The organism is Agrobacterium sp. CG160-95 (genome assembly GCF_053521725.1).
The window spans coordinates 816678-841257 of record NZ_JBNWDU010000002.1 but is presented as its reverse complement, the minus strand read 5'-3'; the positions used below and the strand labels follow the sequence as shown (position 1 = coordinate 841257).

General features: G+C 58.6%; 27 protein-coding genes. 18 read left to right on the top strand and 9 right to left on the bottom strand.

The window, feature by feature from the left end; translation table 11 throughout:
* Positions 1-18: 18 nt before the first annotated feature.
* The 4 genes from ACQZ63_RS10480 to ACQZ63_RS10465 are packed head-to-tail and all read left to right on the top strand — an operon-like array spanning position 19 to position 4739.
* Positions 19-1083 (top strand): LacI family DNA-binding transcriptional regulator, encoded by a 1065-nt coding sequence (locus tag ACQZ63_RS10480; protein WP_035199315.1) that lies wholly within the window; start codon positions 19-21, stop codon positions 1081-1083.
* Positions 1076-2953 carry a DUF2264 domain-containing protein gene (locus tag ACQZ63_RS10475; protein WP_113556258.1) on the top strand — a complete coding sequence of 626 codons (1878 nt, stop codon included), beginning with the start codon at positions 1076-1078 and terminating at the stop codon, positions 2951-2953. The genes ACQZ63_RS10480 and ACQZ63_RS10475 overlap by 8 nt, the downstream gene beginning before the upstream one ends.
* A complete protein-coding gene (locus ACQZ63_RS10470; RefSeq protein ID WP_113556259.1) occupies positions 2950-3966 on the top strand; it encodes a hydroxyacid dehydrogenase in 1017 nt (338 codons plus the stop codon). The genes ACQZ63_RS10475 and ACQZ63_RS10470 overlap by 4 nt, the downstream gene beginning before the upstream one ends.
* Positions 3963-4739 (top strand): TIM barrel protein, encoded by a 777-nt coding sequence (locus ACQZ63_RS10465; RefSeq protein ID WP_113556260.1) that lies wholly within the window; start codon positions 3963-3965, stop codon positions 4737-4739. The genes ACQZ63_RS10470 and ACQZ63_RS10465 overlap by 4 nt, the downstream gene beginning before the upstream one ends.
* 214 nt (positions 4740-4953) lie before the next feature.
* Here the strand turns inward: ACQZ63_RS10465 and ACQZ63_RS10460 are convergent, their stop codons facing one another.
* From ACQZ63_RS10460 to ACQZ63_RS10445, 4 genes are all read right to left on the bottom strand, one after another.
* Entirely contained in the window at positions 4954-6030 is a 1077-nt protein-coding gene (locus ACQZ63_RS10460) for an ABC transporter ATP-binding protein (protein WP_003517850.1), read from the bottom strand.
* Between the two features lie 88 nt (positions 6031-6118).
* Positions 6119-6994 carry a carbohydrate ABC transporter permease gene (locus ACQZ63_RS10455; protein WP_025595962.1) on the bottom strand — a complete coding sequence of 292 codons (876 nt, stop codon included), beginning with the start codon at positions 6992-6994 and terminating at the stop codon, positions 6119-6121.
* Positions 6987-7940 carry a carbohydrate ABC transporter permease gene (locus ACQZ63_RS10450; RefSeq protein ID WP_003517854.1) on the bottom strand — a complete coding sequence of 318 codons (954 nt, stop codon included), beginning with the start codon at positions 7938-7940 and terminating at the stop codon, positions 6987-6989. The genes ACQZ63_RS10455 and ACQZ63_RS10450 overlap by 8 nt, the downstream gene beginning before the upstream one ends.
* A gap of 6 nt (positions 7941-7946) precedes the next feature.
* Positions 7947-9236 carry an ABC transporter substrate-binding protein gene (locus ACQZ63_RS10445; RefSeq protein ID WP_113556261.1) on the bottom strand — a complete coding sequence of 430 codons (1290 nt, stop codon included), beginning with the start codon at positions 9234-9236 and terminating at the stop codon, positions 7947-7949.
* A gap of 119 nt (positions 9237-9355) precedes the next feature.
* Between ACQZ63_RS10445 and ACQZ63_RS10440 the strand changes: the two genes are divergently transcribed.
* From ACQZ63_RS10440 to ACQZ63_RS10380, 13 genes are all read left to right on the top strand, one after another.
* On the top strand, positions 9356-10054 hold the full coding sequence (locus tag ACQZ63_RS10440) for a TetR/AcrR family transcriptional regulator (RefSeq protein WP_003517856.1): 699 nt from the start codon (positions 9356-9358) through the stop codon (positions 10052-10054).
* Between the two features lie 245 nt (positions 10055-10299).
* Positions 10300-11442: a Gfo/Idh/MocA family protein gene (locus ACQZ63_RS10435; protein ID WP_003517858.1), complete on the top strand. Its 1143-nt coding sequence runs from the start codon at positions 10300-10302 to the stop codon at positions 11440-11442.
* A gap of 10 nt (positions 11443-11452) precedes the next feature.
* The gene (locus ACQZ63_RS10430) at positions 11453-12616 is read left to right on the top strand and encodes a dihydrodipicolinate synthase family protein (RefSeq protein ID WP_019566457.1); all 1164 of its coding nucleotides are present in this window, start codon (positions 11453-11455) and stop codon (positions 12614-12616) included.
* Positions 12617-12667: 51 nt separating this feature from the next.
* Positions 12668-13489, top strand: a complete 822-nt coding sequence (locus tag ACQZ63_RS10425) for a sugar phosphate isomerase/epimerase family protein (protein WP_013761396.1) — start codon at positions 12668-12670, stop codon at positions 13487-13489.
* A gap of 20 nt (positions 13490-13509) precedes the next feature.
* Positions 13510-14745: a Gfo/Idh/MocA family protein gene (locus tag ACQZ63_RS10420; RefSeq protein WP_019566458.1), complete on the top strand. Its 1236-nt coding sequence runs from the start codon at positions 13510-13512 to the stop codon at positions 14743-14745.
* A gap of 479 nt (positions 14746-15224) precedes the next feature.
* The gene (locus ACQZ63_RS10415; RefSeq protein ID WP_003517872.1) at positions 15225-15434 is read left to right on the top strand and encodes a cold-shock protein; all 210 of its coding nucleotides are present in this window, start codon (positions 15225-15227) and stop codon (positions 15432-15434) included.
* A 110-nt stretch (positions 15435-15544) separates the two neighbouring features.
* On the top strand, positions 15545-15835 hold the full coding sequence (locus ACQZ63_RS10410; protein ID WP_019566459.1) for a hypothetical protein: 291 nt from the start codon (positions 15545-15547) through the stop codon (positions 15833-15835).
* 27 nt (positions 15836-15862) lie between these two features.
* Positions 15863-16099: a 30S ribosomal protein S21 gene (rpsU, locus tag ACQZ63_RS10405; RefSeq protein ID WP_003517876.1), complete on the top strand. Its 237-nt coding sequence runs from the start codon at positions 15863-15865 to the stop codon at positions 16097-16099.
* A gap of 30 nt (positions 16100-16129) precedes the next feature.
* Positions 16130-16345 (top strand): hypothetical protein, encoded by a 216-nt coding sequence (locus ACQZ63_RS10400; protein ID WP_003517878.1) that lies wholly within the window; start codon positions 16130-16132, stop codon positions 16343-16345.
* A 147-nt stretch (positions 16346-16492) separates the two neighbouring features.
* On the top strand, positions 16493-16777 hold the full coding sequence (locus ACQZ63_RS10395; RefSeq protein WP_003517879.1) for a hypothetical protein: 285 nt from the start codon (positions 16493-16495) through the stop codon (positions 16775-16777).
* A gap of 90 nt (positions 16778-16867) precedes the next feature.
* Positions 16868-17008 carry a hypothetical protein gene (locus ACQZ63_RS10390; protein WP_003517881.1) on the top strand — a complete coding sequence of 47 codons (141 nt, stop codon included), beginning with the start codon at positions 16868-16870 and terminating at the stop codon, positions 17006-17008.
* A gap of 639 nt (positions 17009-17647) precedes the next feature.
* Positions 17648-17941, top strand: a complete 294-nt coding sequence (locus ACQZ63_RS10385) for a hypothetical protein (protein ID WP_013761399.1) — start codon at positions 17648-17650, stop codon at positions 17939-17941.
* Positions 17942-17954: 13 nt separating this feature from the next.
* Complete coding sequence (locus ACQZ63_RS10380) at positions 17955-18266, top strand: hypothetical protein (RefSeq protein WP_003517885.1); 312 nt, start codon at positions 17955-17957, stop codon at positions 18264-18266.
* Between the two features lie 268 nt (positions 18267-18534).
* Here ACQZ63_RS10380 and ACQZ63_RS10375 read toward each other — a convergent pair whose 3' ends face one another.
* The gene (locus tag ACQZ63_RS10375) at positions 18535-19632 is read right to left on the bottom strand and encodes an acyltransferase family protein (protein WP_019566461.1); all 1098 of its coding nucleotides are present in this window, start codon (positions 19630-19632) and stop codon (positions 18535-18537) included.
* A 309-nt stretch (positions 19633-19941) separates the two neighbouring features.
* Here ACQZ63_RS10375 and ACQZ63_RS10370 point away from each other — a divergent pair, with 309 nt between their 5' ends.
* The gene (locus tag ACQZ63_RS10370) at positions 19942-20178 is read left to right on the top strand and encodes an acyl carrier protein (protein WP_003517889.1); all 237 of its coding nucleotides are present in this window, start codon (positions 19942-19944) and stop codon (positions 20176-20178) included.
* A 16-nt stretch (positions 20179-20194) separates the two neighbouring features.
* Here ACQZ63_RS10370 and ACQZ63_RS10365 read toward each other — a convergent pair whose 3' ends face one another.
* The 4 genes from ACQZ63_RS10365 to ACQZ63_RS10350 form a co-directional block, all read right to left on the bottom strand.
* The gene (locus ACQZ63_RS10365) at positions 20195-22153 is read right to left on the bottom strand and encodes a MacB family efflux pump subunit (RefSeq protein WP_019566462.1); all 1959 of its coding nucleotides are present in this window, start codon (positions 22151-22153) and stop codon (positions 20195-20197) included.
* A 3-nt stretch (positions 22154-22156) separates the two neighbouring features.
* Entirely contained in the window at positions 22157-23380 is a 1224-nt protein-coding gene (locus ACQZ63_RS10360; RefSeq protein WP_019566463.1) for an efflux RND transporter periplasmic adaptor subunit, read from the bottom strand.
* 22 nt (positions 23381-23402) lie between these two features.
* Positions 23403-23699, bottom strand: coding sequence for a hypothetical protein (locus ACQZ63_RS10355; RefSeq protein WP_038495763.1), 297 nt, complete (start codon positions 23697-23699; stop codon positions 23403-23405).
* Positions 23700-23825: 126 nt separating this feature from the next.
* Positions 23826-24491: a hypothetical protein gene (locus ACQZ63_RS10350; RefSeq protein ID WP_038495766.1), complete on the bottom strand. Its 666-nt coding sequence runs from the start codon at positions 24489-24491 to the stop codon at positions 23826-23828.
* Positions 24492-24580: the final 89 nt, after the last annotated feature.

Below are 24580 nucleotides of genomic sequence, written 5' to 3'. Positions count from 1 at the left end.
GCAAGCGCAGGAGACGACATGAACGATACGCCCGACATCAGCCGCCCGCGCCAGTCGGATATCGCCCAGCGTGCAGGGGTTTCCATCAGCACGGTCTCACGGGTTCTCGCCGGGGAAAAAGGCATCAGCGCATCGATCCAGACCAAGGTTCTGGGCGTGGCGGCGGAACTTGGTTATCCGCTGCGGCCAGTCACCAGCCAGACCGGCGGCATCTCGCTGGAGGGCAAGAAAATCCTCGCCCTCATGTCCGCCGAACGAGCGACCGGCGATATCGGCGCCTTTTATCACGATATTTTCGACATGCTGCGCAGCCTTGCCCAGACAGAGGGTTTCGAACTCGATATCCGGCTGCTGCACCAGAGGCAGATCGACGACGCCCTTACACAGCGGGTCTGCGAGGTCGACGGCCTTCTCGCCATTGGTCTTGACCCCGAAGAGGAGATCATCCACCGCATCACGCAGGGTGTGCTGCAACCGGTTCTCGTCAATAGCGCCGATCCCTCGATGATGCTGGATTGCGTCTCGCCCTCCAATTTTTACGGCGGGGCGATGGCGGCGCGGCGGCTGCTGGAACTGGGGCACCGCAAGGTCGCCTATATCGGTCCGCAACACCGTCACACCATAAGAGAGCGCATGCGGGGCTTTCGGCAGGTTATCATCGAGGAAGAGGGTGCCACCTATGAAGAGTTTCTGCTTTCCACGGCGGATAGCGGCTTCGGGCAAGCCGGTGATGCGGTTCGTCAGCTGCTGGCCAAAAACCCCGGTCTGACTGGCATTTTCTGCATGAACGATGCGATCGCGCTCGGCGCGCTGGGAGCAGCACAAGAGCTTGGTCTCGGGGTACCGGACGATCTTTCCATCATCGGCTTCGACGACCTGCCCTTCGCCGAACTTTCCACTCCCCGGCTCAGCACAATCCGGGTAGACCGCCGCGAGATTGCCCGCGAGGCGGTGGAGCTGATGCGCCGCCGGCTGGCGGAGCCATCGGCCAATGCCCGGCAGGTTCAGCTGGGTGTACAGCTTGTGGAAGGACAGACCGCCGGTCGAGCAAAAAAGACGGGAAAGGCGGCGCGCGATGCATGAGCCAGCAAACCATGATCCAATGACCCGCTTCAATCCGCTTTACGGCAATCCACTCAAGACCCGCGCCGACGTCAGACGGGCATTGGACGACAGTTTCGCACCGCTGCTTCCCTATTTCTCAGAGAGCGGCGCAAGAGTGACGCTAAGCGGCACCGCCGCGCATTTCGACCGGGCAGCGGCCGACCTGGAAGGATTTGCGCGACCACTCTGGGGCATCGCGCCGCTTGCGCTCAGCGGCGATGCCTTCGCCCATTGGCCGCTTCTGGCCAGAGGCATCGCCAATGGCACCGATCCCGCCCATGCCGATTACTGGGGCGATGTGCGGCAGAAGGATCAGCGGCTGGTGGAGCTGGCCGCCCTGGGCTTTGCGCTTCGGCTTGCGCCGCAACATCTGTGGGAACCCTTGTCCGAAGCGCAAAAGGCGAATGTGCGCCATTATCTCCTGGCGGCGCGGGAGCGCATCTATGCCGACAATAACTGGAAGTTTTTCCGGGTGATGGTCGATGCGGCGCTCGATCATCTCGGTATCGAATTCGACCGGAGCCTCACCGAAACATATCTGAAAGAGCTGGACGGATTTTACATCGCCGACGGCTGGTATCGCGACGGCAACTATCGCCGCATCGACCACTACATCGCCTTCGCCATGCATTTTTACGGGCTGATCTACGCGAAAATCAGCAAACCGGATGATGCATACGCCGAACGCTACCGGGAACGTGCCCGCCTGTTTGCCGGGGATTTCGCAAGCTGGTTCGATGAGGATGGTGGCGCGCTGGCCTTTGGCCGCTCCATGACCTACCGTTTCGCCTGCGGCGGCTTCTGGGGTGCCCTCGCCTTCGCGGATGAGGAAGCGATGCCCTGGGGGGAGATCAAGGGGCTTTATCTGAAACATCTGCGCTGGTGGGCGGGAAAGCCGATTGCCGACCGCGACGGCGTGCTTTCCATCGGTTACGCCTATCCGCAACTGACCATGTCGGAAAGCTATAATTCGGCGGGTTCGCCCTATTGGGCCTTCAAGGCTTTCCTGCCGCTCGCCTTGCCGGAAAGCCACCCCTTCTGGCAGGCGGAGGAAAAGCTGCCAGACACATCCACAAAACCACGGCCGCTCGTTCATCCCGGCATGGTGATGATGCGTAGTAAGAGCAACGTCACGGCGCTGACGAGTGGGCAGGAAAACCTGTCCATGCGCGGCGGGCCGGAAAAATACGCCAAATTCGCCTATTCCTCGCGTTACGCTTTCGGCGTGGAAGTGGACGAGCGCGGTTTCAAGACCAATGGTTTCGACAATATGCTGGCCTTTTCCGAAGATGGCCGCCACTACCGGGTGCGCGAAACCAACCGCACTGTGCTCTTGGCCGGCACCAATCTTCGAGCGACTTGGAACCCATTCCCCGATGTCGAGGTCGAAACGACGCTGGTTGCCGCGGGAGAGTGGCATATCCGGTTGCACCGGATTACTTCCGCGCGGCCACTTTTGGTCACCGAAGGCGGCTTTGCGATAAACCGCAACGATGGCGACCGCGATGCGGTGACCGAAGACAGCGGCCGGGCAACGGCCGATTGCGGTACCGACATATCCGCCATCATCGATCTCGGCTCCAGCGCATCCCGCCAGGGCGTGGCGTTGAAGGCGCTGCCCAATACCAATCTCATCAATGCCAAAACCACGGTGCCGCAATTGCGGGGCGACATTCCAGCGGGCAAAACCGTGCTCGCCTGCGCCGTCTTTGTGGGACTGGCGGGACCAGAAAGCGAAACAGCTTTGGCGACAGTTCCCGCACTTCCGGACATGGAAGCGCTTGACCGCCTGTTTGTTGAGCGCGGTGTTCCCGTAAGCAGTATGGCGGCGGCGGGAGAACCGCAATGATGAGCCCGCGTCCGCGTCTCAGCCTTGCCATGGACCCGGAGCGGACGCAGCATGTGCTGACGCCACAGGCGCTTGAAAAGCTGTCGCAGAGCGTCGACATCCTCGACACCCGGCCGGTCTACGATTTTCACGACCCAGCTGTGACTGCCCAGTTGGAGAGAACAGATATTCTTCTGACTGGCTGGGGTTGTCCCGAGATCGACATGCGGGAACTGGCAATGATGCCGAACCTTCGGTTGATTTCACATGCCGCCGGGACGGTAAAATACTTCCTGTCCCAGGCGGTTTTCGAACGAAACGTTACGGTTTGCAGCGCGGCCGAGGCGAATGCGCAGCCGGTCGCGGAGTTTACGCTGGCAATGATCCTGCTGTCCGGCAAGCGTACCTTCGGTTTCCGGCGCATCTACGGAGAGGATCGCGCACGGCGAAACGTCGACCGCCTGCAGTCGCAGGTCATCGGCAATCTCGGCCTGACCGTTGGCATTGTCGGGGCGTCACGCATCGGGCGTCGGGTCATCAATCTGCTGCAGCCCTTCGATCTCGATCTTATCCTTTTCGACCCGTTTTTAAGCGCGGTGGAGGCACAAAAGCTCGGTGTGCGTCTCGTATCGCTCCGCGAGCTCATGGCGGTAAGCGACGTCATTTCCCTGCACGCGCCATCCCTGCCGCAAACCCGGCACATGATCGGCGCCGACGCGCTTGCCCTGATGAAGGACGGAGCGACCTTGATCAACACGGCCCGCGGCGCGCTGGTGGACGAAGACGCCCTGCTGGCGGAACTGAAAACCGGACGCATAGAGGCCGTCATCGACGTGACCGATCCGGAAGTGCCGTCACCGGATTCGCCCTTTTACAGCCTTCCGAACGTGTTCCTGACGCCGCATATCGCCGGCGCCGTCGGCCTTGAACGCGCCCGGCTCGGCGACATGGCGATTGCCGAGATCGAACGCTTCTGCCGCGCAGAACCATTGCAACAGCAGGTACGTCCGGAACATCTGGAACTGATCGCATGAGAATTTTCGAGCCGGGCCTCTGCTCTGTCACCTTCAGGTCCATGACGCCGCAGGCCGTGATTAACCTTGCCGTTGCAAATGGCATCAAGGCGATAGAATGGGGTGCCGATATCCATGTGCCACCTGGCGACTTAGAAAATGCAAGGGATGTGGCGGCGCGTACGGTGAAAGCCGGTCTTACCGTCTCTTCCTACGGATCCTACATTTTCGCACCGGATTTTGCGCCGGAGGATGTGACCGCAGTTCTGGAAACCGCGAAAGCGCTCGGCACCGGCCATATCCGCATCTGGCCCGGCAGCCGCAAACGCCCATCCGCGGATTATTCACCAGAGGAACGCCGTGCGGCAACCGACGCGTTGGCGGCACTTGCCCGGCGGGCAGACGACTACGGAATGACAATCGGCCTTGAATATCACCCCAATTCGCTGACCGACACGCCGCTCTCGGCCTTGCAGCTCATGCAGGATTTGCCGATGCCTAACCTGTTCTTTTACTGGCAGCCAGCCCCAGGTCTACCGCTGGATGACGCCCTTGCGGAAATATCCGCGCTCGGCTCGCGCATCTGCCACCTGCACGTCTTCGCTTGGCTCGCCGATGCCAGCCGCCTGCCGCTCGGCGAGCGCGCGGACTATTGGCGGGCTTGCGTTGATGCCTTGCCAGCAAGCGACTGGATAGAACCGGCTTATGCGATGCTGGAGTTCGTCAAAGGTGACAACGTCGCCCAGTTCTCGGAAGATGCGGCGGTGCTGAGCGAGATTCTCGCTGGCTCTTAGAACCGCTTGTTTTTTATCGAAAACCGACGCGGCGGACTAAATTCGCTATCAATCACAACCGCCCGCTGCCCTCATCCCTGTACCCCCTACAGGGATCCAGCCAGCCCAAGTCTTTGGGCTGATTGATTTTCTCGCCGCGCAGACGCGTCAGCTGGACTCCTGTGACAAGCACAAGAGTAAGGGAAGGTCTGTTCCTCCCCCCCGGTTTTTCCTCTTATATTCGCCGCCCATCCGCCCCGAACAGATGCGTCTTCGCCAGATCAAACGCAAAGGGAATGGTCTCGCCGATGCGGATATGGCGCTGGCCGTCCAGCAGCAGGGTAGCAGGCTGGCCATCTGGGGTGCTGGTATAAACCACCGTCGAGCCGCCGAGATGTTCAACGAGCTGGATGGACGCATCGCCAAGCGAGGCCGATTGCGCCTGTGGGTTTACGTGTTCGGGACGAATGCCGAAAGTGAGTGGCTCGCCTTCCTCAGCCGCGACCGGCTTTTCGAGCAGAATGCGCTGGCCGGCGACCTCGATGGTACGGTTGGAGCTGTCGCCTGAAGCCACTTTCGCGGAAAGGAAGTTCATCTTTGGCGAACCGATGAAACCCGCCACAAACTGGTTGGCCGGATTGTTGTAGAGATCAAGCGGGCGGCCGACCTGCATGATGCGGCCGTCACGCAGGACCACGATCTTGTCGGCCATCGTCATGGCCTCCACCTGGTCATGCGTCACATAGATCATGGTGCTGCCGAGCGTCTGGTGCAGCTTGGCAATTTCGACACGCATCTGCACGCGCAGTTCCGCATCGAGGTTGGACAGGGGTTCATCGAACAGAAAGATTTTCGGCTCGCGGACGATAGCCCGACCGATGGCGACACGCTGGCGCTGGCCGCCAGAAAGCGCCTTCGGCTTGCGCTGTAACAACGGACCGATCTGCAGGATATCGGCAGCTTTCTGCACCCGCGCCTCGACTTCCGGTTTCTTGTAACCCGCCGTCTCCAGCCCGAAAGCGAGGTTCTTGTAAACGCTCATATGCGGATAAAGCGCATAGGACTGGAACACCATGGCGATACCGCGCTTGGAAGCGGCTGTTTCGTTGACCCTTTCGCCATCGATGCGAAGATCACCCTCGGAGATTTCCTCCAGACCGGCGATCATGCGCAGAAGCGTGGATTTGCCGCAGCCCGAGGGGCCGACGAAAACGGTGAACTCGCCCGGCTCGATCTTGAGATCGATGCCGTGGACGACCGGAAAAGCGCCGAACCGCTTGACGATTTTTTCCAGAGTAATGCTGCTTGCCATGCTGTTTCTCCCGACCGTCGCGCTGCAGACAAGGCAGCCGCGACGGTGTTGATGTTCTGCAATTCGTTTTCGGTCCCGTTTCGTCCGTTCAGCGTTTCATTCCGGTGGTAGCGATGCCTTCAATCAGCAGCCGCTGGAAGAACAGGAAGAACAGGAAGACCGGTACCAGCGACAGGTTGGACATGGCGAAAAGCGACGTCCAATCCGAGCTGCCGGTGGAATCCACGAAGGATCTGAGGCCGAGCTGCACGGTGTAGGTGTTGATGTCGTTCAGATAGATCAACGGACCGAAGAAATCGTCCCAGGTCCAGATAAAGGAAAAGATCGCGGCCGTTGCCAGAACCGGCAGCGAGAGCGGCAGCATGATCTTCCAGTAAATGCGGAAGGGCGAGCAACCGTCCATCACCGCTGCCTCATCCAGCTCACGCGGAATACCCCGGAAGAACTGCACCATCAGGAAGATGAAGAAGGCGTCGGTTGCCAGATATTTCGGCACAATCAGCGGCAGCGACGTATTCACCCAACCCATTTCCAGAAACAGGATATATTGCGGGATGAGCACAACGTGATAGGGCAGCATCAAGGTGCCGAGCATCAGCGCGAACCAGAAATTGCGCCCACCGAACCGCAGGCGGGCGAAAGCGAAGGCGGCAAGTGAGCAGCCAACGACGTTGCCGATGGTGGCGAGCACCGAGATGAAGAACGAGTTCCAGAAGAATTGCCCGAAACTGACCTGAAGCCCGGTCCAGCCGCGAATATAGCCGCCGAAATCAACCGACGAAGGAATGAGCGAGGAGGAACCGAACAGCTCATCCTGCGGGCGGAACGAGCCCGAAATCATCCACAGGATCGGATAAAGCATCGCAAAGGAGGCAAGGATCAGCACCGCATGCAGCAAAACCGACATTAGCGGTGAGCGTTGCGGGCCTTGTCCCGGCCGGGGAGCGGTAACAGCGTCAGTCATCGTAATGCACCCAGTATTTCGCGCTGAGGAACGAGAAGGCCGTGAACAGCGCGATGATGATCACGAGAATCCAGGCAAGCGCCGAGGCATATCCCATGCGGAAGAAACCGAATGCTTCCTGATAGAGATAGAGCGTGTAGAACAGCGTCGAGTTGATCGGCCCGCCCGTGCCTTCGGAAATGATGAAGGCGGGCGTGAAGGCCTTGAAGGCATCGATCGTCTGGATCACGGCGTTGAAGAAGATCACCGGCGTCAACAGCGGCAGCGTAATACGGAAGAACTGCCGCATCTTGCTCGCGCCGTCGATATCGGCGGCCTCGTACATATCCTGCGGGATTTGCCGGAGCCCTGCGAGGAAGATGATCATTGGCGAGCCGAACTGCCAGACGGACAGGATCACCAGCGTGTAGAGCGAGTAGTCCGGATTGGAAATCCAGCTCGGCCCCTCATAACCGAAAACCTGCCACAGGACCATGTTGACGAGGCCATCGGACGCGAAAAGCTGCCGCCAGAGAACAGCGATCGCCACGCTGGAACCGAGCAGCGACGGCAGATAGAAGATCGCCCGGTAAAGCGTGAGCCCCTTTATGCCGCGATTGAAGGCGAGCGCCACCAGCAGTGCAAAGATCAGCTTCAACGGCACCGAAAGCAGCACATAGGTAAAGGTGACCTGCATGGCGGCGGCGAATTTAGGGTCGGCAGTGGCGATGCGCACATAATTAGCCGCCCCCACCCAGTCCGGGGATTGAAGCAGGTCATAATTGGTGAAGGACAGATAAAGCGACACCAGCGCAGGCCCGAGGGTGAGACCGAAGAAACCGATCAGCCACGGCAGGAGAAACAGGTACGCGTGAACGTTGCGGTCCAAAAGCCGCTTCACGCCTGCCCGCTTCGGGAGAGCCGCGCCACGGCTCTCCTCCACGAGAGTTTCAGATCGAAAGGCCATCTGCCATCACTTCCGTTTAATGACGGTTTCGGATTCCTTGACGAGCCGGTCACCACCCTCAGCCGCCGAAATCTTGCCAAAGCCGATCTCTTCCGCTGTACGTTTCAGGACGAAGGCGAATTCGCCTGCACCCGGAGGGGGTGCGGGCGGCAGATCGCCAACGCCGGGGGTAATCTCGGCAATATATTCCACCATGCTCTTGCTGACGGCATCGAGCTTGGCGGTCAGCGCGTTACGCATCGATTCCGATGCCGGAACTCCGCGCTCCACACCCAGAACATCGACGCCCTGTGGTTCGGCAACGAGAAAGTTGATGAAACCGACCGCCTGCTCGATGCCGGCACTGCCATTGGCGACGCTGATGAGCATGGATGGTTTCAGGTAGTGACCGGAAGGGCCATCCTTCTTGCTTTTCGGATAGGAGGTCATCGCCAGCTTGGCTTTGTTGAGTGCCTGATAACCGACAAACTGGTTGGAATGGGCAAATGCCGTTGCCGCCTTGCCCGTCGTCAGCGCGTTGGTTTCAATATTCAACTGGTCGAGCGCCTGAATATCGGCCGGCACGCATGCACCGCTCTTGCGCAAATCCGCCCACATGGTGAACCATTTGGTCGCGTCGGTCGGATCAAAACCGATACCGCCATCCTGTGTGTAGAGTGATTTGCCGTTCTGACGCAGCCAGTTCTCGAAGCTCGGCTCGACGCCGCTGGCATCGGCCGTGGCGTAGTAACCGGGTTTGGGTTTGTTCTTGCTGAGCTTGGCGGCGTTTTCGGCAAACTCTTCCCAGGTCTGCCCGATCGCTGGCGGGGTCGCGCCGGATTTTTCCCAGGCCGCCTTGTCGAAGAAGACAGCGCTGGAATTCACGCCAAGATTAACCCCGTAAAGCTTGCCGTCGACCCGACCGGAGTCGATGTTCATCTTGCCGAAATCTTCTATCTTCAGGCCCTTGCCAATATATTCATCAAGGGGAGCAAGGGCGCCGCGCCGGCCATATTCGAAGATGTAGCGATAATCCATCTGGATCAGATCAGGCGCGTTGCGGCCTGCCACCTGCGTGGCAAGGCGCGGCCAGTAGTCGCTCCAGCCGGCAAATTCCCCGGCAATATCGAGATCCGGCTTGATTTGCTTATATGCGGCGATCGCCTTGTTGGTGCGATCCGCACGCTCCTGCGATCCCCACCACAACATACGCAGCCGCGCGGCCTGAGCCTGCGCCGAGCCACCTCCCAATGTTGCGAGTGAAAGGGCCGCAAGCCCTGCTGAAAGCACACTTCTCCTGTGAAGCATCACGGGCATTGGCAACTCCTCCCTAATTGACTGCCAAATTGATGATGGGGGTAAACGACTATTGCCGTTTTATAACTAATTGGTTACATGGGAACACCGATCGCCAACATTGTCAAGCGGGTGCTAAGATGGACGAAACGACGAAAAACCAGCTGCCCGATCCGGCCGTCGAGGAAACGCCTGCCCCCAAGCGCAAACGCGGGGCGGCACAGGTGCGAAACCCGGAGAGAACACGCGCCGCCATTCTTGAAGCCGCCCGCCGCGAGGTGGCCGCGAAGGGCCTGGCGGGCGCGAGAATCGATGTCGTGGCGCGGCGTGCCGGCACCAACAAGCGGATGATCTACCATTATTTTGGCGACAAGGACGCGCTTTATCTCGCCGTTCTGGAGGACGCCTATCGCCACATCCGCCACACCGAACGGCGGCTGGACCTGACCCGCAAGGCGCCTTCGGAAGGCTTGCGGGAACTTGCGCTTTTCACCTGGCATTATTTTCTGGATCACCCGGAATTTCTGAGCATTCTCGCAACAGAAAACCTCAATAAAGCCCGATATCTCAGGCAATCCGCTACGATTGCGGCAATGCATTCGAACTTCATTTCCGAGCTTGAGGACGTGCTGCGGCGCGGCCGCGATACTGGCGAATTCCGTGACGGTCTCGATCCGATCGACGTCTATCTGACGATCGCCTCGCTCGGCGCCTTTTATCTTTCGAACCGATTCACGCTGTCGACGATCTTCCAGCGCGACCTGACCGACCCCGCCGAACTTGAACGCTGGGGCCAGCATATCGTCGATACCCTGCTTGCTGCGGTGCGGCCGGTCTGAGCCTTAAAAACCGAATTTCCCTTTAACAACAGCGACGACGCGCCATTCGCATCCGCGAAGCGCGTCTTTTCCTTTTGCGGCGCGGCACAAACCCGTGATTTCTGCCGCCGCAAGTGCATGTGAATTTCCTGCCAAAAACACCTTGACAGATCGCATCCTTCACGATCACAAATAACCAAATGGTTACAAATTGCCATGTTTGACGGAAGCGGCTTTCGGGAAAAGGCCGCCTTGGGAGGAAATTCATGAAACGTATCGGCGTCATCATGCACGGCATCACCGGCCGCATGGGTTACAACCAGCACCTCGTGCGCTCCGTTCTCGCCATTCGCGATCAGGGCGGCGTGGTTTTGAAGAGCGGCGAAAAGGTCATGCTCGACCCCATTCTGGTCGGCCGAAACGGTGCGAAAATCGAGGAAATCGCTAAAAAGCACAATGTCGCGCGCTGGACGACCGACATCGACGCCGCCCTTGCGAACCCGGATGACACGCTTTTCTTCGACGCCGGCACGACGCAGATGCGTGGCAGCCTGCTCGAAAAAGCCATCAAGGCGGGCAAGAACGTCTATTGCGAAAAGCCGATTTCCGACAGCGTAGCAGAGGCGCTGGCAATTGCCAGACTGGCCGAAAGCGCCGGTATCAAACACGGCGTGGTGCAGGACAAGCTGTTCCTGCCCGGCCTTCGCAAGCTGGCAATGCTGCGTGACAGCGGCTTTTTCGGCAAGATCCTCTCGGTGCGCGGCGAGTTCGGCTATTGGGTTTTCGAAGGCGATTGGCAGCCGGCGCAGCGTCCTTCGTGGAATTACCGCCTGAAGGACGGCGGCGGTATCATCCTCGATATGCTGTGCCACTGGCGTTATGTGCTCGATAATCTATTCGGACCGGTGAAATCCGTAAGTTGCCTCGGCGCCACCCATATCCCCGAGCGTTTCGATGAACAGGGCCACGCCTATGCGGCGGATGCCGATGATGCCGCCTACGCCACCTTCGAGTTGGAAGGCGGCGCCATCGCCCATATCAACTCTTCCTGGGCGGTGCGTGTGCGCCGCGACGATCTCGTCACGTTTCAGGTTGATGGCACGCATGGTTCGGCCGTGGCGGGTCTCACCAAATGCTGGACCCAGCACCGCACCAATACGCCGAAACCGGTGTGGAACCCTGACCAGCCCCAGACCATCGATTTCTACAAGACCTGGCAGGAAGTGCCTGACAACGTCACTTATGACAACGGTTTCAAGGCGCAGTGGGAAATGTTCGTGCGTCACCTCGTCGACAACGACCCATGGCCCTATGGGCTGATGGAGGGCGTGAAGGGCGTGCAATTGGCCGAACTGGGGCTGAGATCATGGAAGGAACGCCGCTGGCTCGACGTTCCCGCACTTTCCTGAGGAGGCGACAGTGAGCGAACTCAAGCTTCCAAAGGACGACCGCAGCATCGAGGTCTACAGGCTATCAGGCGCGCCGGTCGCCATTGAGAAACGAAGTGCGGCGGATTTCAATCGTGTCGCCTTCGCCGCCGCCCATGTGGTGGCCGATCCCCTCGCCGACAACGATCCATGGTTGACGCCCGCCATCGACTGGGACGCTACCCTGCGCTTCCGCCACCGCCTTTGGGACCTCGGCCTGGGTGTTGCGGAGGCCATGGATACGGCCCAGCGCGGCATGGGACTGGCGTGGCCGCAGGCGCAGGAACTGATCTCCCGTTCGCTGAAGGAAGCGGCCACCCGCAAGGATGCGCTGATCGCCTGCGGCGTCGGCACGGATCATCTTGAGGGCGGCGGATATGACCTGAACCAGATTATCGACTCCTACCTGGAACAGCTTGATTTTGTTCAGGGAGAAGGCGGGCGCGTGATCCTGATGGCAAGCCGGGCGCTCACCGCTGCCGCCCGCTCCCCGGACGATTATCTCAAGGCCTATGCCAGGGTCCTTTCCCGTGCCGAGAACAAGGTGGTTATCCACTGGCTGGGAGAAATGTTCGATCCTGCGCTTGAGGGCTACTGGGGTGCCCGCGACCATATGGCGGCGATGGACACCTGCCTTGCCATGATCGAGGAGAATGCAGACAAGATCGACGGCATCAAGATTTCGCTTCTATCCAAGGAAAAGGAAATCGTCATGCGCCGTCGCCTGCCCGCTGGTGTTCGCATGTATACCGGCGACGACTTCAATTATGCCGAGCTGATCGCCGGTGACGAAAAAGGTCATTCGGACGCGTTGCTCGGCATTTTCGATGCCATTGCTCCGGCGGCATCCAAGGCGCTCGCCAGCCTGAAGCGCGGTGCGGATAATGAATTCTTCGACATTCTGGAGCCAACGGTGGCGCTTTCACGCCATATCTTCAAGGCGCCGACCCGCTTTTACAAAACCGGCGTGGTGTTTCTCGCCTATCTCAACGGCTTGCAGGACCATTTCACCATGGTTGGCGGGCAGGAAAGCGCCCGCTCCACGCGGCATTTCGCCGAGCTTTTCCGGCTGGCGGACAAGGCCAATGTGCTTGCCGAACCGGATGTGGCGACGCATCGCATGAAGCAGTTTCTGGCTGTCAGAGGCATTGGTTAAGCGCGAGAGCGAAGGTGGCTGGAGGCCTTCGCAAAAGGGAGGAGTACCGTTATGGGCGTTGAGGGCCTTTCAATAAATTTTGCCACCGTGCGGCAGGGACGTTCCTTCGGGGCAATCGTGGATGCATGCCTTGCGCATGGCATCACCACCATCTCGCCCTGGCGCGAGCAGGTTCACGCTGCAGGCCTTGCTGAAGCAGCACGCATTGTCGAGCAGAACGGCCTTCGTCTCAGCGGCCATTGCCGGGGCGGCTTTTTCCCCGCCCCCGATGCAGAAGGCCGCAGCCGCGCCATTGAGGACAATAAACGCGCCGTGGACGAAGCCGCCGCCATGAAGGCAGATTGCCTGGTGCTTGTCGTGGGCGGCCTGCCCGCGGGTTCTCGAGACTTGAAAGGTGCACGGCAGATGGTGGAGGACGGCATGGCCGAACTTCTTCCCTATGCGAGGGCAGCCGGCGTGCCGCTCGCCATTGAACCGTTGCATCCCTTTTATGCCGCCGACCGCGCCTGCTTCAACACTTTGAAACAGTCGCTCGACCTCTGCGACCGGCTGGGTGCCGGAACCGGTGTGGCCATCGACGTCTATCACGTCTGGTGGGACCCGGAGCTGGAGGAACAGGTGGCGCGCGCCGGGCGAAACGGGCAGATACTGGCACACCATATCTGCGACTGGCTGGTGCCGACCACCGATCCGCTCAACGATCGCGGCATGATGGGCGATGGCGTGATTGACCTGAAGGCATTTCGCGCCATGATCGAGGCCGCCGGCTTTTCCGGTCCGCAGGAAGTCGAGATTTTTTCGCATCGTTGGCAGGCACGCCCGGTGGACGAGGTTCTGTCCACCGTCGTCGAGCGTTTTAAAACCGTTTGTTGATTGGGTTCGGGAGTAAGGAAATGCCTGAAAGGGTGAAACGCAAACGTTATGCACTGGTCGGCACCGGCAATCGTGGCACCACCATGTGGGGGCGCGAACTTCTGGCCGGGTGGAGCGACTATGTCGAACTGGTCGGCATTTGCGACCTGAACCTGATGCGCGCAGAACGGGCCCGCGCCATGATGGGGTCGGCCGCTCCGCTTTACGACGACTTCGACCGGATGATGGCCGAGCAACGCCCGGAACTGGTAATCGTCTGCACGCCCGACGATACTCATGACGACATCATTATCCGCGCGCTCGAGGGCGGTGCCGATGTCATCAGCGAAAAACCCATGACCACCACCCCGGAAAAGATTGACCGCATCCGCGCGGCGGAGGCCGAAAGCGGCCGCCGCGTCGACGTTTCCTTCAATTATCGCTTTTCACCGACGGCGGCGCGCATCAAGGAGCTGATCGACGACGGCGCGATCGGCACCGTTACCTCGGTAGATTTCCACTGGTATCTCGATAACCAGCACGGTGCGGATTATTTCCGCCGCTGGCACGCTTTCACCGAACATTCAGGCAGCCTGTTCGTCCACAAGGCCACACACCACTTCGATCTTCTGAATTGGTATCTCGATTCCGACCCGGTGGAAGTGAAGGGCTTTGGGCAATTGCTGCATTATGGCAAGAACGGACCGTTCCGGGGAACGCGCTGTCGTACCTGTCCGCACAAGGACGAGTGCGACTATTTCATGGATCTCGGGGCCGACCCGTTCCTGGACGCGCTTTACGAGGACCCGTCGACTGTGGATGGCTATATGCGTGACGCCTGCGTCTTTCGCGAGGAGATCGACATCCCCGACACGATGAGTGCCTCGATTCGCTATGCGAACGGCGTGCAGGTCTCCTATTCGCTCAATACCTATATGCCGATCGAGGGACACCACATCGCGTTTAACGGCCATAAAGGACGCATCGAGATGCGCCAATATGAAAAGCAGCCGTGGACTGAGCCCCCAGCCGACGAAATACTGCTGGTAAAAAGTTTCGGTGGCGGTGTCGAGCGTATCTGGGTGCCGCATGAGCCGGGCGGCCATTATGGCGGCGACAATCGCATGCGCGACATGATCTTCAAGCCCGGTTCGAACGACCGGCTGCGGCAGCGGGCGGGTTCGCGCGCCGGCGCCATGTCCGTGCTCTGCGGCGTAGCCGCATTGAAAAGCGCCCGCGAGGGTGGTGCAGCGGCGGTGAAATCCCTGCCCATCTAGATATTTTCGGCCTGCGGTGCTTTCAACGTCGGTCCGCAGGCCGCAATTGCCAAAAAAGAACGGATAACATTCTGCAGATTACGCGCTTCCTCCATACCGGTAAAACGACGATCGGGGGAAGAAAGAGTTAATCATGTCCAGTTTCGAATCCTTCATTCCGCTCATCATCATCGGCACCAGCCTGATCCTTTTTTTCAAATGGGTGGGGCGTGATATGAACAGGGAAGAGAAAAAACCGAAATCGCGCCGCTGACGCAGGAAGAGACATCGGAACCGGCAAGTGCAATCGCCAGATGGCGCATTTTTCCGCATCGGCCCATTGCAAAATCAAAAATTGAGGCTATATTCGGCAAATCGACAATTGCTTGTGACGTCGCTCCTGGGACTCTACGTTCCCGTCGGATTTCCTCTCAAATAATCGATCTAATTCCGCAAGGTATCGCGGAAACCAACAACGATTACTACGAAAGGAAATCGTTATGAACACTGGTACTGTAAAGTGGTTCAACGCCACCAAGGGCTTCGGCTTCATTCAGCCTGACAACGGCGGCACGGACGTTTTCGTTCACATTTCGGCTGTTGAGCGCGCAGGTCTGCGTTCGCTGAACGACGGCCAGAAGATCACCTACGACATCGTGCAGGACCGCAAGTCCGGCAAGAGCTCCGCTGACAACCTTCGCGCAGCTTGATTTGTCATCGGCCCCGCTGGCTACGCATGTACCAGCAGTGGCGCTGAGTGATTGTGAGAGGTCGGGTTAAATCCCGGCCTTTTGTTTTTTTTGGCCATGGGGAGGCTCTCATGCGCAAAAATCCTTATCGTTCCGGCGATGCTATCTTTCTGAAGGCGGGCGTACTTGGGGCCAACCAGCCCAAAGGTCCAGGCCGGGTCGTAACGGCTCTGCCAGAGACACAACAAGGTGCGGTTCGCTACAGGGTGCGTTTCCAGCACGAGAACTTCGAACGTAATATAGCGCTCGATGAAATCGATGTGGTTGCGTCTTCATCGCGGCCCGTGGAAATCGAAGGCTCGTCTTCGCGCGTTGCGGGATCGAGCTGGATCAATTCGAATACGATCAGAATCAAAAAATAGCAGCGATGGCTGCGTTAAGGAGATAAGTTGCAGGTACTCGTCAGGGATAACAATGTAGAGCAAGCCCTCCGCGTCTTGAAAAAGAGGATGCAGCGCGAGGGTATCTTCCGTGAGATGCGCGCACGGGAATCTTACGAAAAGCCGTCGGAAAAGCGTATCCGCGAAGAAGCCGAAGCTGTGCGCCGCCACCGCAAGATGGCGAAGAAAAAATTGCAGCGCGAGGGATTGCTTCCTGCTCCCAAAAAGGTTGCCCGCGCTCGATAACTTTCAATTCGCTCCGCAAAGGAGAATGCCATGACCGCGACTAAAGAGGCTGTTTTCAAACCCGGAAAGCTGTCCTCGCAGGACAAGGCATCCATAACGGACAAGGCGGCGAAACAGATCATAACCGCCGAATCCGACCAGCGCGCCAAGAAGACGGAACGGCTTCGCCAACTTCGCGAAGCTCAGGAGGCGGCAATCGCCGCCCCTCCACCCACCCGCACCAAAAAGTCATCCGGCAAGAAATAACCCGGTTGCACTTTTTGACGTCGCCTTTCCGAAAAACTTCTTGAACCTGATACGCAACAGGCGCACGCTTCGCCTGTCAGCAATCCGCTGAAGAGTGCTGGTGTTTGAGGGCAGAGTGTCCTCGCCCCCAAACGAAAGGAGGACGAGATGTCTTCCGACTTTTATTCATCAAGCCTTTCACGGAACCTCGTCCGCACCGGCGGTTTGGGTTACCGGGAAAACGCATCGCTTCGCCTGCTTCTCAGTGCCGCCGAAGAAACAGCAATGCGCCTAGATCAGGATCGCGGCGCATCCTCCGGCTTTGCGGCGTTTCCTGATTTTGGCCTCCAGCCCGACATGGTGCGGAGAACCTTCTACGCAGGGCGTATCCGCCTCTCCAAACCGACCCTTCCCTTCGGGAAACTTCCGCTTAACGGACTGCCTTTCCCCTGACGATGAAACCGCCCCGCAGCCTGCCTGCGGCGCGCGATCATGCCCCGGACCACACAATATCCAATATCTGTTCAATACCAGGAGGACACCATGGCCAAGGGTCAAGTACGCAGCAACAAAGAAGTCCGCAAACCGAAGAAGGACAAGACGAAAGCTCCGGCTGCGGCACCAGCTGCCGGCACGCAGGTCAAGTTCGCAAACTCCACAACTGCGGATGGCAAGAAGAAGTAGGATTGTTCCGGACAGCCCGCTCATAACAGCGCGACGCCCCGGCACGAATTGCCAAACCGCGACCCGATACACAAAGGGTCGCGACAAATAAAACATATAATGGAAATGCGGACTTGTTTTGGCCACATTGCTCTTCTAGAAAGTTCATACAGCAACTGCTGGTGAGCGCAAAATATGTCGTTCGCAGTTGTTTCCGTCGCTTTAGACTTTTGACCACGGATGTACTGGCACTGGTGTTAATGGCGATATGAGGAAGGTCGGTGCAATATTGCCCCGGCCTTTTTTGTTGTCTGCCTTGGTGAGATAAAGAATGTCGCCGCACCGGTCACATACTCGTCAGGGGCTATGGAATTAACTTGCCTATTGCGCGCAAAAAGCGCACCCTTCCCCATCGGTACTTAAAGGGCGTTACCGCCGTCAGGCATCCTTGCCGTCTCAAGCCCCATTTGCACATGCCTCCCGTCTACAGCGCCCCGTGCGGAATTTCCCAGGGCGCGTTGAGGCACATGCCCCCCGAAAACCGGCAACGGTCATCGACCGCACCGGCGTATCGTTTCGAAGCGTTGGAGCGTCCCGTGCAGCCTTTTAAGGGCGCGCGCGAGGCTTCGGCTTTCTGAACCAGTAAGAGAAGAGGCCATCATGTCTTCTGCGCCCCGTAACTGCCTGATCTCCTCTCAAGATCTCGAAATGCTCCAATTGGTCCTCGAGAGCATCGGTTTTAATCACCTTTCCGACGATGATGACAAAAAGCTCCATAACAGAGCCGCCCGCAAGGTTATTGAATTATATCAGGATGGTTTGACCGATCCGGCAGACCTCACCGACGAAATGCGTTTCCTGTTCGGCGTGCAGAAACACGACCGCATCAAGCCGTGGAAGCCGCTCCCCCGATATGCAATCCAGGGCCTGCCACTGCTTTACCACCGCCATTGAGGGGAGAGAGCAGATGCGCGAATATATCATGGTCAGCACCGGCCTGTGGCTGGGGCTATTTCTGACCTGGTACCTCGTCACCATGTACGATACGGCGGATAGCGTCTTTACGGCGAACACCGTTCCGTCGCTACCGCTGCTTCTGACATCGGCCGAATGCGAGACCCAGTTCGGCATTCTTTTTTCGATGACCGAAAAGCTTTTGAAGGCAGGCGGGCCGATAGTTCCCGACGACTTGCGAAAGAACATAGAGCATTGCATTTCTTCCGATGAGGCAAGCCGCCTGAAACTCAAAGACAATCAACTTATCCGGCTTTTCCCCTGAAGCGCCTCCCGAAGCGGACGGTGTTCGCCAAAATCACTGGTAACAATAATGACTTGGCAAATGAGATATATCAGGAGAAACTGATTTAGTCGGACATCAGTCCGAGAGTTTGCGTCTGCGTGGAGGGTGAGTATGACGTATGACTGGAGCGGCCGCAGAATGCGCCGCATGCGTGCCGCGAAACTGACGATCATCAGTCTCGTCGCGGCCTTTGTTATCACGGCTCCAATCTTCGCGCATTACTGAAGCCTGCAGCGACAAGACGCGATCACACGGGTTGCCCGACCCCTGCCCGCTTTCTCAGGCGACCTTTGAGCCATGTCTGCACTGGCTGATCAAAATGGACCGTCAGGTACCATGACAGACACGTCGTCCCTATCAGGAAAGCGACACCGACCGGCAAAGCGATGTTTTCCCTATCAACGGCAGGCATCAGAAAATCCGTCCAGGCCAGCAGCGGAATATGCAGCACATAGACGGCGTAGGAAGCTGTGCCGAGAAACGTCGACAAGATTCCCACCCTGCGACCCGGCACTATCCTGCTGGCTACGAACAATACCGTCGGCCAGACGAGCAGAACCACCGCGAGATCGAAGAAAGGCCGAAGCTCACGCGAAATTGGCACGGCGAGGATGACGCAGACCAGCATAAGACAGAGGGCCGCCTGGATGGGCTTCAGCTCGGTTATGCGATTGCGGAAGCGGTAAACCAGCACGCCTGCGAAAAACGAGAAAAACACCCTTCCCATGCCGGCATACATTTCGTGCCATCGAAACCCCGCATGCAACTTCCCAAACTCAGCAGCCGCCACGACAAGGACGCAGGCGCTGACAGCCAGCACCACGATTGTCTGTTTCGTAGTCGCCCGCACACCCCACCGGCCATAAACCGCATTCACCACCAGCTCGTTGAAAAGCGACCATGCCGGGCTCACCAGAAACAATGCGCCGTTCAATGTAAGCGTGAAGGGTGCCGGAACAAAAAGAAGTCCAGTCAACAACGCGATCGCCAGTTCGCCGGGATTGATGTGGCGATGAAGATCATCGATCGGCGTCGGCAGGCCCAACAGGTAGAGGCAGATGAAATAGGACGCCATCAACGCCAGCCCCAGCCCATACAATGGATAAAGTCGCGCAAGGCGCGCCTTCATAAAGAAGCCCGGCGTAATCGCCCCTTCGCGCAGTTTCATGCTGTAGGCATGCGCCAGCACAAAACCGCTCAAGGCGAAGAACAAATCGACGGCGAGATAGCTCGAAGCGTCGTCTCTCCCGAAAAACTGTTCGGCATGGCGATGTACGATGAAGAGCGCAGCTACGCCCCTTATGCCATCGAGCAATATGAAGCGTTCCGGGGAAGACTGGACCATGGGCGTTGATGCTCGACAGGACTGGATTATAATTACTTCACGAAAACGAGGTTTACAGCGCAGCGGTTCATCGCATCCAGTCAAAAACTGTTCAACGTCAAACATACCCCGAATTCTTATGGGCAATTCCCCATGAGCCACGCTCTTTCGCAGCCGTCAAAGGCATGCTACGTCCGAATGTCATCGATGCTTTAACCTTCTGACTCTGTGTACCACGCCTCGCAAAAACCGGTTTCGATTTTAGCAAGTGTCCTGGGCGCAAATTCAAACGGGTTGTTCGGCGGCAAACAACTTTCGCGGAGTCCCACCATGTCCACCATCGCCGACCGTATTAAAAAAATCATCGTTGACCAGCTTGGCGCAGATCCCGGCACGGTTGTCGATGACGCCAATTTTGTCGACGATCTCGGTGCCGATTCCCTCGAAGTGGTTCAGGTTGTCATGGAAATCGAGGAAGAATTCGGAGTGGAAATCCCTGATTCGGCCGCAAGCACAATCCTGACCGTTGGCGACGCCATCCGCTTCATCGAAAAAAACAAGGCTTGACCGGCAGCGGCGGATATCAACCCGCCGACAGGGCCGCAACAGGATCGAGGTTCGATGCGTTGCGGGCCGGCAGATAGCCGAAAACGACGCCTATCAGTGTCGAGCAGACGAAGGCAGCAATGATCGACACCGTGGAATAGACCATGGCGAAATTGCTGCTGAAGGCGGAGAAAAGCGCCCCGAAGCCGAAGCTGCCCAAAATTCCCAGCGTTCCGCCGATGATGCAGACGAGCACTGCCTCGATCAGGAACTGGCGCAGTATATCACTGCGCCGTGCGCCGACTGCCATGCGCACGCCGATTTCGGACACACGTTCGGAAACGGAAACGAGCATGATGTTCATCACCCCGATGCCGCCGACCAGAAGCGAAATCACCGCGATCGCCGCAACCAGCAGCGTCATGGTCTGTGTTGTACTGGTGATGGTCTGGCGAATATCGTCAGTGTTGAGAATGTAGAAATCCCGCGTTCCATGCCGCTGGGTGAGAAGAACCGTCACCGCCTGTTCGGCAATTGCGGCGTCAATATCGTCACTCACCTGCACCGTGATGCTGCGCAGCGACAGGCTGCCGAGAAAGCGTGACTGGACGGCAGTATAAGGCAGATAAAGTGAAAGGTTCTGGCTTGAACCGAAACCGCCCTGCTGCGCCTGCGTGATGCCGACGATGCGGGCCGGCACCTTGCCGATGAGAATGACCTGACCGATGGGGCTGCCGTCGAAATCCGCAAACAACGATTTGCGGGTGTTCTCATCAATCACCACCTCCTGGGCTTTCTGCGCGACGCTTGCGGCATCGAAAAAGCGCCCTTGTGACAGCTTCGTGCCCTTGGCGACGAAATACCGCTCGCTGACACCATTCACAAGCGCATTCGCCTCCTTCGCGCCGAAACGCACCGTACTGGAGGTCGAGACCGTGGGCGTCACAGCCGCGACATAGGATTGTTTGGCAAGTGCCTCGGCGTCGGAGACGACCAGCGTGGTGATCTTGCCCGACCTTATGTCGCCAAAATCCTTGCCCGCGAAGATTTCCAGCGTGTTGGTGCCGAGGCTTGAGATATTCTGCAGCACGCGCTGCTGTGACCCCTGCCCCAGCGCCACGACGCTGATGACCGAGGCGATGCCGATGATGATACCGAGCATGGTGAGAAAGCTGCGCAGCTTGTGCGCCTGCATCGACAGGAGCGCCATGCGCAATGCCTCCCGCAGCGAGGATGCGAGACCAGCGAGACTGGAGGCCCCGCCGGAAACCATAGAGGGTTTGGCGTCACCCTTCCGAACCGGCGCGGCATCCGCCCCGCGGTCGGAAATGATGGCGCCGTCGCTGATTTCGATGATCCGTTCGGCACGTCGTGCAATTGACATATCGTGCGTGACGATAATGACAGTGCGCCCTTCGGCATGCAGCTCGTCGAGGATGCGCAACACCTCGTCGCCGCTCGCGCTGTCGAGCGCACCGGTCGGCTCGTCGGCAAGAATGATTTCGGCATCGTTCATAAGGGCGCGCGCGATGGAAACGCGTTGCTGCTGGCCGCCGGAAAGCTGGCCCGGACGATGATCGAGGCGGTCCGCCATGCCAAGGCGACCGAGCAACCTGGCGGCATCGCTCCTGCGATCGCTTTGTGACTTTCCGGCGTAGATCGCCGGAATTTCGACATTGCCGAGCGCTGTCAGTTCGACAAGCAGATGGTAACGCTGGAAAATAAAACCGAGGTTTTCTCGCCGCAATTCCGAAAGCTGGTCTGCATCGAGATCGCCCGTCTCCCGGCCCCTGATGATGTAGCTCCCTGAGGTCGGCCGGTCGAGGCAACCGAGAATATTCATCAGCGTCGACTTGCCCGATCCGGAAGCGCCAACGATCGCCACCATCTCGCCGGCCTCGATGATGAGGTCGATATTCTTGAGTACGGTAATCGTACCTTCACCGGACGGATAATCCCGCCGCACGGATTTAAGGCAAATCAGAGGATCAGCCATTGTTCAAAAACCCATCGGCGGGCCACCAGGCCCCGGCACGGCGTTTTTGGTGGTGTCGATGGAAAGTTCGCCGGTCACCACGCGCTCGTTCTCGGCAAGGCCGGAACGTACTTCCGCCGTTACCTTGTCGTTCAGACCGATCTGGACCCTGCGTTCGGAAATTCTGCCATCGGTGTCTAGCACACGCACGGCATAGTCATCGTTGGCGCCCTTGCTACCAAGGGCCGCCGCCGGAACGGTTAGCACGTCCTTGGCTTCACCAAGGACGATATGGACCTCCGCCGTCATATAGGTGCGCAACTTGCCGTCCGGGTTCGGCACTTCGAACACGCCATTATAATAGATCGCCTCCGACGACGAGGTGCTGGAAGAGGACGATGTGGTCGAGGAAGACGTCGAGGAGCTGAAGCTGGAGTCGCTGCGCACTGATTCAGGCGCCGGTTCAATGGACGTAAGCGTCGCGTCGTAACGCTGCTGCGGCTCACCCAGCACCGTGAAGTAAACTGGCAAACTGGCTTTTACGCGCGTCACATCTGCTTCGGAGATTTCCGTGCGCACCGTCATCCGGTCGAGCTGGCCTAGGATCACGATTGTCGGCGCGGACTGCGTGGCGTTGACGGTCTGCCCTTCCTGACTGACGATAGACAGAACAGTGCCTTCGATGGGCGCGGTGATCCTCGTATAGCCGAGATTGGCCTTTGCCGTTTCGACAGCGACCTGTGCCTCCTCGATCTGGGCGTCGATCGCTTCGATCTGCGCCTGGGTGACTGCGAGCGCTGCAGTGGCGCTTTCGAAATCCGCACGGGAGGCGGCATTTTTCGACACCATTTCCTGTTGGCGGACAAGGCTCTGGCGGTTGAGAACAAGTGTCGCCTGCTTTTCCACCCGCTGCGCCTTCACGTTTGCAAGCGCTGCCAGCGCCGTGCGCAGGCTGTTATTCTGGGTAACGGAATCGATCTCGGCAATGAGATCGCCCGCCTTGACCGTATCTCCAAGTGCGACCTTGACGGCGGTGATGCGACCGGAGGCCTGCGCGCCGACGGCCACCAGACGAACGGGTTTGAGCGTTCCAGTCGCCAGAACAGTCTGCTCGATATCACCGCGCTTCACAGACGAGGTGATATAACCGGGCGTTGCGGCCCGCGTATATTGTGACGAAAACCAGTAGCCACCCAGGACGAGCGCGACAACCGTCAGCGCCACACCTGCTTTGCGAACCATTTTCATCGTCCTGTCCTGTCCGGCCGGTCTACTCAAAAGAAGAAACCGACCTCATGTCGTGTTTCACTAGGATGAAGCCGTTGTCTGCTTCGATCCATTCATAGGCGGCAACAGACTTTCTGGCGGATGCCTTGCGGCAGGTGTCGTGACGACGCTTGCCGTGTGCATTTTCGCGCCGTTCCTTGGCACAGACGGGTTGGTGCCACTGTTCTTCCTGCCGGGATTTCGCCGCCGGATCTCGCATCGGCCTGTCACCGGCCGCAGCGACCGACCAGACGAAGCTCAAACCAAAAACCGTCGCCAGCATCAGGTAGAAATATCTCATCATCATCTTCTCGCTTGAAAATCACGCGGGGGATCGCAGGCGAGCGATCCCCCGGCTTCAGCCGTTTCCGGCTGATTTCCTCCTTTGCTGGGGGGCTATTAAAGGAGGAAACTTTGAAGAGTGGCGTCAGCCCCGCTCTGCCTGAGGCAGCGGCGGCATCCTGTCGCCATGCGGAGGCTCGATGCGACGGTCTCGTGCACGGCCATCATGCGGGACGGGAGGCGGAGGCGGCATCAATGCGCGTTCGAGTTCAGCAAGCTTCTGCACCTGCTGCGGCGAAAGTTTTGGTTTCAGCGTAGCCGCTGCGTCCTGAAGTGCTTTAGCCTGTTCTGCCTTTTTCATTGTGATGCCGGCCAGTTCCTCACCGGCAAGACGAGGCTCTAGCCCCGTCGCACCCGGTCCCTTCGGCGGCAATGGCTTGAGTTCCGAAGTGGGCAAAACAAGATCGATCAGCGCAGTGGTATAGGCGCGCCACGGACCAAGCTGTTCAGGTGTGACGCCGAGATAGATTTCCGCTGCCGAAAGTTTCGTCGCCAACCCCAATATATCCGGGCCCAATATATCCGGCCCCATCATATCCGGGCGTAGCATCTCAGGCCCGGCCATCTTGCGGCCATGCGGCAGCCTTTGCTCCGGACCACTATTCGAACCGAAGTCAGGACTGGCCAGCGGCGGCATGGCCTGTTCCGATGCCTGCGGCACTGGTTCACCCTGCTCCGCAGCCCGGGAGGTGGCCGAAGCGCCAAGAACAGTTGTCACGACGACGGCGGTGGCGATTAGAGCGTTTCTCATCTTACCTTCCTTTTCGTTTTCCAACCTGAGAAGACGATAGGAGCTAAGCGTTTCCGGCTTTGGTCCCAATGTTGCGGGTCTTGTTCCAC